Here is a 9,437-nt window from a genome sequence, read left to right as displayed (position 1 = left end):
CAGGCTTGGGAGTGCTGGCGCATCTCGGCGCGACGTGATTCGTCTGCGGCGTCCCACATCGGGCTGCCGAACAGCGGATGGAACTCGTCGGGCAGCCCGACCGGGTTCTTCGGGTCGACTTCTTGCGTCCAGTCGATGCGCGACTGGGCGTCCCATTGCTTGTCCTTTCCCTTTTGGTACAGGGAAAGGAGCCGGGCGCGCCCCTCGTCGTACTCCCACGTGAATCGCGCGTCGCCGACGCTCGGGACCTCCCACGAGTACGGCGCGGGCACGTGCGTGTACATGTCCCTCGTGGTCATGAACTGCCGCCTTTCTGCCCGGTGTGTGACCAGTGGTCATATGACGTCTATCACATTGCACCGCGTTCGGCAGCGCGTCAACCCTGATCGGCGGGTAGTCACGCGATGCCAGATGGTCCTCGCCGGATTCGGTGTCCGCGTCGGCGAGCGCCGCGGCCGCCTCGATCCGGCCCCGCTCGCCGAGGCCGCTTCGGGTCTGCGTCGGCTCGGCGCGCCCAGCAACCCTTCGAGGATGAAGTGTCGCCAGCACAGATGCCACTGAACAGGGGTTTCGTGGAGCCGATGACGGGAATCGAACCCGCGTATTCAGCTTGGGAAGCTGATGTTCTGCCATTGAACTACATCGGCGCGCCCAGGAAAGTCCGGCCTGAGCAGGCTAGCATCCCCGCCGGGCAGGCAGACGGCTTCCGAAATCACAGCGGCGGGTGGGGCTCAGATACGGAAAGTAATTCGAGCGCGCGAATCCAACGCCGCTATCAAACCGCCGCGGTTTCTGTCGCGGCACAAGTAATCTGTCCGCCCTCGTAGACGCCCGGAAAGAATTTCTGCCCGTTGATCTTGAAGGGTCGATATTTATTCTTTCGTTATCTTGTCGTAATGTGCTTCCCGTGGGTCGGCATTCATTACCCAGGGCTCGGCGAAAGTCGCCGATAGTCGTGGCTGCGGGCGTCGCCGCGGCCGGCGCGTTCTTTGCCGCCGGAGGCGACGTTTACTCCGTCGCCGCCCGCGCGCACGCCAAGCCGGTTGTCAGCGACGTCGCGCCGTGCTGCCTAGAGATTGTGGCGGCACCGAGCGCGGGGCGGGCCGCGGCGGTTGCCGGCCAAGAGCAGCCCGCTCGAGCGTCGAGATTGCGGGTCGACAGCCGCCTTTTGCCCGTCGGGAGGGTCAACGAGCAAGGCCTACAGGTCAGAACCATCCTGGCGGCTCGCGCCATCAGTGCGGCTTTCCCCGAGATTCACGAAATGGGTGGCGTTCGACCGGATCCGCTGCCGTGGCACCCTCGTGGTCTGGCGATCGACGTAATGATTCCCAACCCCAGCTCGGCCGAAGGCATCGCCCTCGGAGACCAGATCGTCGCCTTTGTGCTGCAGAACGCGGATCGATTTGCGATGCAAGACGCGATTTGGCGCGGCATGTACTACACGCCGCATGGTGCGCGGGCAATGGGGATGGGCCACTACGACCACGTCCACGTCACCACGCTCGGAGGTGGCTACCCCACGGGTCAGGAATCCTATCTCCGCTGAGCCACACTGAGCCGGCGTCCCGTCTGCAGGCAGATAGGCTCATCGCGTGCTGCTCTCTGATCGTGACCTCAGGGCCGAAATCGCCGGCGGGCGGTTGGGCATCGACCCGTTCGACGACACCTTGGTGCAGCCATCGAGCATCGATGTTCGGCTCGACTCCATGTTCCGGGTGTTCAACAACACCCGTTACACCCATATCGACCCCGCAAAGCAGCAGGACGAGCTGACGAGCCTGGTGGAACCCGTTGCGGGAGAACCGTTTGTGCTGCATCCGGGTGAGTTCGTGCTCGGCTCGACGCTGGAGCTCTTCTCCCTGCCCGACGACCTGGCGGGGCGCTTGGAGGGCAAATCGTCGCTGGGCCGGCTGGGCCTGCTGACGCACTCGACCGCGGGCTTCATCGATCCCGGCTTCACCGGTCACATCACCCTGGAACTGTCCAACGTCGCCAACCTGCCGATCACGCTGTGGCCGGGCATGAAGATCGGTCAGCTGTGCATCTTGCGATTGACCAGCCCGGCCGAACATCCCTACGGCAGTTCCCGCGTCGGCTCGAAATACCAGGGTCAACGGGGACCGACGCCATCTCGCTCTTACCAGAACTTCATAAGATCTACATAGGTTCGACAGGCCCCGTACACAGTGGTTGTGCGCGATCATTAGTAGGTCTGTGCTTCTCCTCCGCGCGGACTATTTGGCCGATGACAGAACCTCAGGAGGGGTCCGTGGATATCGTGCTTGGGATGTCGATGGCGCCGTCGTCGATTCAGATGGTCGTCCTCGAGGGCGAAAACGCCGAGGGCGTTACGGTCGAAGAGGACGAACTGTTCGTCACCGATGTTGATGTGTCGAGGGGCGCCAGTGCGCCCGACCACGTGATCTCCGCCATCCTGGGCACCCGCGAGGGCGCCGCCAACGCGGGCCTGCAGCTGTCGGCTATCGGTGTGACGTGGACCGACCAGATCGAGGCGGCCGTGCTGCGCGACGCGCTCGCCGCCTACAAGCTCGAGAACGTGATGTTGGTGTCGGCGTTCCTTGCCGCGGCCGCGTTGGGACAATCCGTCGGCGGGGCAATGGGTTACGACCGCACCGCGGTGCTCTTTGTGGAATCCGAGAGCGCGACTTTGGCTGTCGTCGAAACCTCCGACGGTTCCATTGCCGATTTCTACAAAGAGCGGATCGACGACGTCTATAGCGACGAGACGACCGCCCAACTCACCGGGATGCTCGCCGGGCTGGAGGAGACGGAGTTAGCTCCAGGCGGTGTGTTTGTGGTCGGCTCTGGTGTCGACATCGCCTCGGTCAAGCCCGCGCTGGAGTCGGCGACTTCGCTCAGTGTGAGCGCGCCGGAAGAGCCGCAGACGGCGCTCGCCCGTGGCGCGGCGCTGGCCTCCGCGAACGCGCCGTTGTTCGCGTCGTCGACGGCGGCGCTGGCCTACGCCCAAGACCCCGGCACCGGCGCGGTCGACCCCTACGCCCCGCCCGAATACCTCAGTGTCGGCAGTGCTAGCGCTGCTGCCACCGTTGACGAGCTTGGTGATGGCGACCTCGCCTACAGCGCTGTGCGAGACGAGGATGCCGACAGCCCAACCGTCGTCATAGGCGCGCCCGTCCGCCTGGACGACGGCCAAGCGCGGCGCAAGCCGGCTCTACTGCTCGGCAGCGGGCTGGCGGTGGCCGGCATTGCCGCGGTGGTGGCGCTGGAGATCGCATTGGCGGTCGGCATCCGCACTACGGTCGCGTTGCAGCAGCCCACCCCTGGCCAGCACCTCATCGTGCCGGCCGAGCAGGCGCCTGCGCGCCCGAACCCTGCAGCATCCCTTGCGCAGCCGAAGATCGAGGCGCCGATTGCGCTGGCCGCGCCCAAGCCGTTGAACCTGCCGGCACCGGCACCCGTGCCCGTAGCTGCGCCGGCTCCGGCGGTCGTGCCGGTTCCCGTGGTGGTTCCACCTGTGATCGTTCCCGCGCCGGTAGTGCACCCCCCTGTCCTCGAGGCGCCTGTGCGGCCGTTGGAGCCGCAGCAGCTGGTTCCCCAACCCCGGACATACGTCCCGCAGCAATCTTCGCCCTACCATCAAACTCCTCCGTGGCAGCAAGGGACGTCCCCCAAGCCGAAAAGCCCAGGCGGCGAGGGCAGCGGACCATCGAGCGGCCCCGCACCGATTCACGGCGGCGGGCCCGTTAACGGTCCCGGCCCAGAACCCGGCGGCCCGTTTGGCGGCGGCCCCTTTGGTGGTGGCCCCTTTGGTGGTGGCCCCTTCGGTGGTGGCGCCCCCGGTCCAGAACCCGGTCCGTTTGGTGGTGGCGCACCCAATGGGGGTGGCCACTTTGGGGGCGGTGAACCCGGCGGTGGCGGACCGTTTGGCGGTGGCGGCTTCGGCGGCGGACCGTTCGGCGGTGGCGGCTTCGGCGGCGGACCGTTTGGTGGTGGCGGCTTCGGCGGCGGACCGTTCGGCCGTGGCGGCCACAGCGGCGGCGGCTTCGGTGGTGGCGGCTTCGGCGGGGGCGGTCACGGCGGCGGCGGCGGGCACCACTAGCCGCAACTGAGTTTTTACAATCCCTGCCGTTCTACGCGAGTAGGGTCAAAGCCGAACCGCCCTTCCCGATCAGAACTTCATAAACCCCAGCTAATCCCGGATTTGGCCGTGCCTGCTGTGGCAATGAAATCCGTGGTTGCGCAACAAACAACGCAGAGGGGGCTTCAGCGGTGGTGGGCATCGTGCTCGGTGTCTCCATGGCGCCGACGAAGGTCCGCATGGTGCTGGTCGAAGGTGAAAACGCCGACGGGGTCACCGTCGACCAGGACAACCTCGACGTGACCGCGGACTCGTCCGCTTCCACCGCGGCCACTCAGGTGATCTCGGTCATCTTGGGCACTCGGGAAGGCGCTGCTGAGGCCGGCTTTGAGCTGTTATCAACGGGCGTGACCTGGACTGATCCCGTCCAGGCCGCGGCGCTGCGTGATGCGCTGATCGCCTACAAGGTCGAAAACGTCATGCTGGTTTCGGCGTTTATGGCTGCCGCCGCGCTTACTCAGGCCGTCGGCGACGCCATTGGCTACGCCCAGACCGCGCTGCTTTACGTCGAGCCGTACAGCGCGACTTTGGCTGTGGTCAAAAGCGCCGACGGGTCAATCGCGGAGGTGCACCGGCGGCTCCTACCCGACGACGAGGACCGGGCGGTGGCCCGACTGGTCGAGCTGCTCTCCCGCGCTGACTCATTGCACGCCCAACCGGACGGCGTGGTTGTCGTGGGTTCTGGCGTCGACATCCCGATGATCAAGCCAGCGCTGCAGGCCGCGACTTCCCTTCAGCTGTCCACACCCGAAGAACCCGAGATGGCGCTGGCCCGGGGTGCGGCGCTGGCGTCGGCGAATGCCCCGTTGTTCGCGTCATCCACGGCGGCGCTGGCTTATGCGCTGGATTACGGCACCGGTGGGGTGGGCCATCGCGGATACCAGACCGCGTACCAGAGCAAGCCGGGCAAGGACAACGTCGCCTACAGCGCCGTCCCGGACGAGGACGCCGACGCCGACACCGGAATGGCGGAGGAAGCCGACGACGCCGGTCTGGATGAGAGCGTGCCGCGGCGCAGGCCGATCCTGCTACTGGGTAGCTCGTTCGCGGTGATCTTCATAAGTGCGGTTGTCGCGCTGGAGATCGCCTTGGCGATAAGTATCCGGCCGGCAGTTGCCTTGCGCCCCAACCCAAATGAGAATCTCATTGTCCCGGCCCAGCAACAGGGCCTGCCGGCTCAGGCGTCCGTCCCGAAGCCCCAAATCCACATGCCCTCGTCCATTGCGGCGCCTCGGCTGTTGAACGCGCCGGCACCGGCGCCCATCCCCAGGGCGGCACCGGCTCCGGTTCCGGTAGCCCCGGTGCCCGTGCCCATCCCCATCGCGCCGGTCCATGCGCCGGCCGTCGAGCGTCCGATGCGCGGTCCGGTGGCTCCGCGAGAGCACGGTGAGGAGCCTTTTAGGGGCGGGCCCGGGTTCGGTGGCGGGCGTGGTGGGTTCGGTGGGCCGTTCGGCGGCCACGGATTCGGCGGCTTCGGACATGGGTTCGGTGGTTTTGGTGGGGGTCACTGGTTCGGTGGGTTCGGCCACCGGTAGCGCCTGGGCGCGGGGCACCTGGCTCTAAGCGCGCACGCCCCAACACGCGTAAACTTGACGTTCGCGGGGAATACGCGGGAGATCCACGACGACGTCGGTCGTCGGTTGGACGTAACCGGCGACCAAAAGAATATTTGGGGGAGCTTTGGACACAGTTCTTGGTGTGTCGATGGCGCCGACGGCCGTCCGGATGGTGCTGGTCGAAGGCGAAAACGGTGATGGCGCGACCGTCGACGAAGACAATTTCGATATCGTCGCTGACGAGGACACGGCGCCGGTCAGCGCAGCCGACCGGGTGATTTCGGCCATATTGGGGACCCGGGAAGGCGCGGCCGAAGGCGGCTACCAGCTCACGTCGACCGGAGTGACCTGGACGGACCCGACCGAGGCCGCCGCCCTGCGCGACGCGCTGGCTGCCCACAAGGTCGAGAACGTCATGTTGGTCTCGTCGTTCCTGGCGGCCGCCGCGCTGGCTCAGGCGGTCGGCAATGCGACCAACTACGCCCACACCGCGCTGCTGTTCATCGAGCCCGATACCGCCACGCTGGCGGTCGTAGACACCGCTGACGGGTCGATCGTCGATGTTGAGCGGCGGGCGCTGCCCGAAGACGACAACGCGGCGGTGGCCGAGTTGACCACGATAGTCTCGGGCGCTGAGGCTTTGGACACGCGCCCGGACGGCGTGTTCGTCGTCGGCTCCGGCATCGACATTCCGCTGATCAAGCCGACGCTGGACGCGGCGACCGCCCTTCCGGTCAGTGCGCCAGAGGAGCCGGAGATGGCACTGGCCCGCGGAGCGGCGTTGGCGTCGGCGAATGCGCCACTGTTCGTGTCGTCTACCGCCGCGCGTGCCTACGCGCAGGATCCCGGCACGGGTGCCGTGCTGCCTTATGCGGTCGCCCACGGCTACTACGACGTCCCCGCCGGCGCGGACGCAGCTGATGCGCTCGCCTACAGCGCCGTTCCCGACGACTTCGCCGACGCCTACACGGCCTCTCGTACCGCCGCGACCGGCACCGTCGGCGCCGACTATCCCGAACGCAGGTCGTTCACGCTGATCGGTAGCGCGCTGGCGGCCATCTTCATCGTCGGCGTGGCGGCGCTGGTGGTTTCGCTCGCGATCACCATCCGGCCGACGGCCGGTGTGCGGCCCGATCCTGGCCACAACATCGTCGCGCCCACCCAGCAGCCGGCCGTGGCTCCCGCGCCTGCGGCGGTGCCTGCCCCTGCGCCCGCGGCGGCGCCTGCCCCTGCGCCTGCTCCGGCGCCACAGGCTCCGGCGCCTGTTCCGGTGCCGCAGGAGGCTCCGGCTCCCGCGGCCGTTCCGGTGCCGCAGGCTCCGGCCCCAATACCAGATGTGCCGGCGCCGGCCCCTGTTCCGGTTCCCGCCGCTCCGGCGCCGGCCCCTCCGCCGGTGGCACCTATGCCACCCGTTCCTGTGCCCGTCCCGATACCGCTGCCGATCTTCGGCGGTCCGCCGGGCGGCGGTCACTATGGCGGCGGGGGCCCCGGCGGTGGCGGATTCCCCGGATTCCCCGGTGGCGGTGGTCACGGTGGCTTTGGCGGCGGCTTCGGCGGCGGCCACGGTGGCGGAGGTCACCGCTGATAGCCGGCGTCCGGCCATCCGAAGCTACCTGTCACCTGGCGTTTGCCTCCCGCTCAGCAGCGCGATGCAGTTAGCTCATCGCGGCCACCTACACACGTGGTATGCGATGCACCGTCTTTGGCACCGGTTATCTGGGTGCCACCCACGCCGTAGGGATGGCGGAACTCGGGCACGAGGTCATCGGGGTCGATATCGATCCAGGCAAGGTCGCCAAGCTCGCCGGCGGTGACATTCCGTTCTACGAGCCCGGCTTACGAAAGCTGCTGACCAAGAACCTTGCCGCTGGCAGGCTTCGGTTCACCACCGACTATGACATGGCAGCCGAGTTCGCCGACGTCCATTTCCTGGGCGTTGGTACGCCGCAAAAGAAGGGCGAATACGGTGCCGACCTGCGCCATGTGCATGCCGTCATCGACACGCTGGTTCCGAAGCTGACCAGATCAGCTGTGCTCGTTGGCAAGTCGACGGTTCCGGTGGGCACCGCAGCCGACCTGGGCCAGCGAGCCGCCGCGCTGGCGCGCCCGGGAGTCGATGTCGAAATCGCCTGGAACCCGGAGTTCCTGCGCGAGGGCTTCGCGGTGCACGACACCCTGGAGCCGGACCGCATTGTGCTTGGCGTACAAGATGATTCGCCCAGCGCCGAGGCGGTGGTGCGCGAGCTCTACGCACCGATGCTCGACGCCGGTGTGCCGTTCTTGGTGACCGATCTGCAGACCGCGGAGTTGGTGAAAGTTTCGGCCAATGCCTTTCTGGCAACCAAGATTTCGTTCATCAACGCGATCTCTGAGGTGTGCGAGGCGGCGGGTGCCGACGTCACACTGTTGGCCGATGCGCTCGGATACGACCCACGGATCGGGCGCAAATTCCTCAACGCGGGTTTGGGTTTCGGCGGTGGATGCCTGCCCAAGGACATCCGAGCGTTCATGGCCCGCGCCGGCGAGCTCGGGGCCAACCAGGCGCTGACCTTCCTGCGCGAGGTGGACAGTATCAACATGCGCCGACGCACCCGGATGGTCGAACTAACCACCGCCGCGTGCGGCGGCGCGCTGCTGGGTGCCAACATTGCCGTACTCGGCGCGGCGTTCAAACCCGAATCCGACGATGTGCGCGACTCGCCCGCGCTTAACGTCGCGGGCCAGCTGCAGCTCAACGGTGCCGCGGTCAATGTCTACGACCCGAAAGCCCTGGACAATGCGCGTCGCCAGTTCCCGACACTGAACTACGCGGTTTCCGTCGAGGAGGCGTGCGAGGGAGCGGACGCCGTCCTGGTGCTTACCGAGTGGCAGGAGTTCATCGACCTCGCCCCCGACGACCTGGCCGACCAGGTGCGGGCCCGGGTCATCGTCGACGGCCGCAACTGCCTCGATGCCTCGCGCTGGCAGCAGGCCGGTTGGCGGGTGTTCAGGCTGGGCGCGCCCCGACCCAAGGGGCCCTAGGAGCCCCGCTCATACACGATCAGCCGGTCGTGCACACCCCAAAATTGAACCGGCTTGCGGGAATCGACTTTGGTCCAACCCCTGTCGAGTATCAGGTTGATCTCGTCGTGTGAACCTCGTCCTCGTCGATGTAGATGATGCGATTCCCCTGGTAGGCCGCCACTATGCGGGCACCGACGCCCTGGGCATAGGGCGGCCAGGACAGGAATAGGAAGCGGGCCATGTTCTCCGCCACGCTTAGGTCCAAACGGAACTCACCAACCACCGGGTTGCCCTGGAAGCTATCGGCCTCAACGCAATCCTTGACGGCGTCCCAAAAAGGATTGTTGATCAGTCCGGCACTCCCCTTTCTCCCGATAAATGTTGCGCCATGTCGTGTCGGCGCGGGGTCCGGGACGTTAAATCAAGGTCAGGCCGGATCAAAAGGGCGGCGGCTTGTTGCGTTCCGCGCCGCGGCCGGCATTGAGGGCCCGCTCGGCGTCGATGCGGTAGGCGCGGTCTTGTTCTCGGGTCCGGCGGCGCGTGGGCATCATGATGCCGCGCTGCCCGCTGGGCAGTTCTGCCGTTGGGGCGCTGGGCAATTCGCCGGTGGGCAGGCAGAGGGTCGGAAACAGCAGCCGACTACCGGGTCGGGTGATGTAGGTGCGTCCGGACGGAGCAGTCCAGGTGATTGTGCCGTCGGGGTCTTGCCGATCGCGCCAGCCGTCGGGCCCCGACCAGAAGGTTTTGAGCAAGTGATG

7 protein-coding genes, 1 tRNA gene and 2 pseudogenes are annotated in these 9,437 nt (G+C 66.8%); 6 read left to right on the top strand and 4 right to left on the bottom strand.

Annotated features, from left to right (window positions below; genetic code table 11):
* Together ACLP9N_RS23005 and ACLP9N_RS23000 are read right to left on the bottom strand one after the other, a co-directional pair.
* Positions 1–299, bottom strand: a pseudogene (locus ACLP9N_RS23005) (aminobenzoate oxygenase); the annotation flags it as partial.
* 274 nt (positions 300–573) lie between these two features.
* Positions 574–647: transfer RNA gene (locus tag ACLP9N_RS23000), tRNA-Gly, on the bottom strand.
* 260 nt (positions 648–907) lie between these two features.
* Between ACLP9N_RS23000 and ACLP9N_RS22995 the strand changes: the two genes are divergently transcribed.
* The 6 genes from ACLP9N_RS22995 (at position 908) to ACLP9N_RS22970 (ending at position 8,697) form a co-directional block, all read left to right on the top strand.
* Positions 908–1,546, top strand: a complete 639-nt coding sequence (locus ACLP9N_RS22995; protein ID WP_442409556.1) for a hypothetical protein — start codon at positions 908–910, stop codon at positions 1,544–1,546.
* Between the two features lie 46 nt (positions 1,547–1,592).
* The gene (gene dcd, locus ACLP9N_RS22990) at positions 1,593–2,165 is read left to right on the top strand and encodes a dCTP deaminase (RefSeq protein ID WP_442409555.1); all 573 of its coding nucleotides are present in this window, start codon (positions 1,593–1,595) and stop codon (positions 2,163–2,165) included.
* Between the two features lie 80 nt (positions 2,166–2,245).
* A complete protein-coding gene (locus tag ACLP9N_RS22985) occupies positions 2,246–4,081 on the top strand; it encodes a DUF7159 family protein (protein WP_442409554.1) in 1,836 nt (611 codons plus the stop codon).
* Positions 4,082–4,251: 170 nt separating this feature from the next.
* Entirely contained in the window at positions 4,252–5,655 is a 1,404-nt protein-coding gene (locus ACLP9N_RS22980) for a DUF7159 family protein (RefSeq protein WP_442409553.1), read from the top strand.
* A gap of 145 nt (positions 5,656–5,800) precedes the next feature.
* Entirely contained in the window at positions 5,801–7,261 is a 1,461-nt protein-coding gene (locus ACLP9N_RS22975; protein WP_442409552.1) for a DUF7159 family protein, read from the top strand.
* Between the two features lie 101 nt (positions 7,262–7,362).
* Positions 7,363–8,697, top strand: a complete 1,335-nt coding sequence (locus ACLP9N_RS22970; protein WP_442409551.1) for a UDP-glucose dehydrogenase family protein — start codon at positions 7,363–7,365, stop codon at positions 8,695–8,697.
* 91 nt (positions 8,698–8,788) lie between these two features.
* Here ACLP9N_RS22970 and ACLP9N_RS22965 read toward each other — a convergent pair whose 3' ends face one another.
* Positions 8,789–8,962, bottom strand: coding sequence for a hypothetical protein (locus tag ACLP9N_RS22965; RefSeq protein WP_442409550.1), 174 nt, complete (start codon positions 8,960–8,962; stop codon positions 8,789–8,791).
* Between the two features lie 154 nt (positions 8,963–9,116).
* A pseudogene (locus ACLP9N_RS22960) lies at positions 9,117–9,437 on the bottom strand (hypothetical protein); the annotation flags it as partial.

The organism is Mycobacterium sp. (assembly GCF_052144515.1).
In the GTDB taxonomy this organism is placed as follows: Bacteria; Actinomycetota; Actinomycetes; order Mycobacteriales; family Mycobacteriaceae; genus Mycobacterium.
The sequence above is the reverse complement of the archived record's forward strand: the minus strand, read 5'-3'. Positions and strand labels throughout refer to the sequence as shown.

Bases quoted from the DNA above. Each gene is read 5' to 3' on its own strand.
- ACLP9N_RS22970 (WP_442409551.1), top strand. From the start codon at position 7,363: ATGCGATGCACCGTCTTTGGCACCGGTTATCTGGGTGCCACCCACGCC.
- ACLP9N_RS22985 (WP_442409554.1), top strand. From the start codon at position 2,246: ATGACAGAACCTCAGGAGGGGTCCGTGGATATCGTGCTTGGGATGTCG.